Source organism: Nocardia sp. bgisy134 (assembly GCF_057708325.1).
In genome coordinates this window covers 1-854 of sequence record NZ_JBYIRW010000065.1, presented here as the reverse complement: position 1 = coordinate 854, position 854 = coordinate 1, and the positions used below count along the sequence as shown (strand labels likewise).

Here is an 854-nt window from a genome sequence, read left to right as displayed (position 1 = left end):
AGACCACATCACCGAACTCGTCGAGACCGGCAGGATCGACCGTCGCCAACGCCGCCGTGGTAACGAAACCATGCGTGACATGCTCGGCGGCGAGAAGCTCTGCCAGTTCCTTGCCGCCGTACACGGTCGGCGGCGCGATCACCATCGTTGCCGCCGGTCCGAACGCCTGCAGATACTCGAACACCGACCCGTCGAAACTCGGAGTCGCGAAATGTAAGGTCCGCGACGACGAGGTAGCTCCCAGCCGAGCGCTCTGTTCGGCCGCGAAGTTGTCCAATCCACGGTGAGTGACCACCACCCCCTTCGGGACCCCGGTGGAGCCGGAGGTATAGACGAGGTAGGCCGTGTGGTCCAGGGACAGACGCGCGGTCCGATCCGCATCGGTGATCGGGGTGGCCGAGTGTGCCGCGCAGGCCCGTTGCAGCTCGGGATCGTCGAGTACCAGCCACTCGACCGTTCCCGGAAGTTTGTCCCGCTGCCCAGACACCGTCAACCCGAGGAGGACCCCGGAATCGGTGAGCATGTGCGAGATCCGCTCGGCCGGATACGTCGGATCCACCGGCACGAACGCGGCCCCGGTCGAGGTGACCGCCCACACCGCCAGCACCGACTCCACCGACCGCGACATCCCCACCGCGACATACGTTTCCGGACCGGCACCCCGGTCGATCAACAATCGCGCCAGCCGGGTCGATCGTTCCTCGAGTTCCCGATACGACACCCGGACGTCACCACAGGCCACGGCGACCGCATCGGGATCGATCGCCGCCGCAGCGCTGAAGATCTCCGGCAACGTCCGTACCGACCCACCCGGCAGCCCCCGCACCGGCGTCAGCGCCGCACGCTCTGTCTCC

The 854-nt window shown here is 67.1% G+C and carries 1 protein-coding gene; it reads right to left on the bottom strand.

Annotated features, from left to right (window positions below):
• The coding region (locus tag AC3ERS_RS36580) for an AMP-binding protein (protein ID WP_431972734.1) at positions 1–854 on the bottom strand (854 nt) is incomplete at both ends.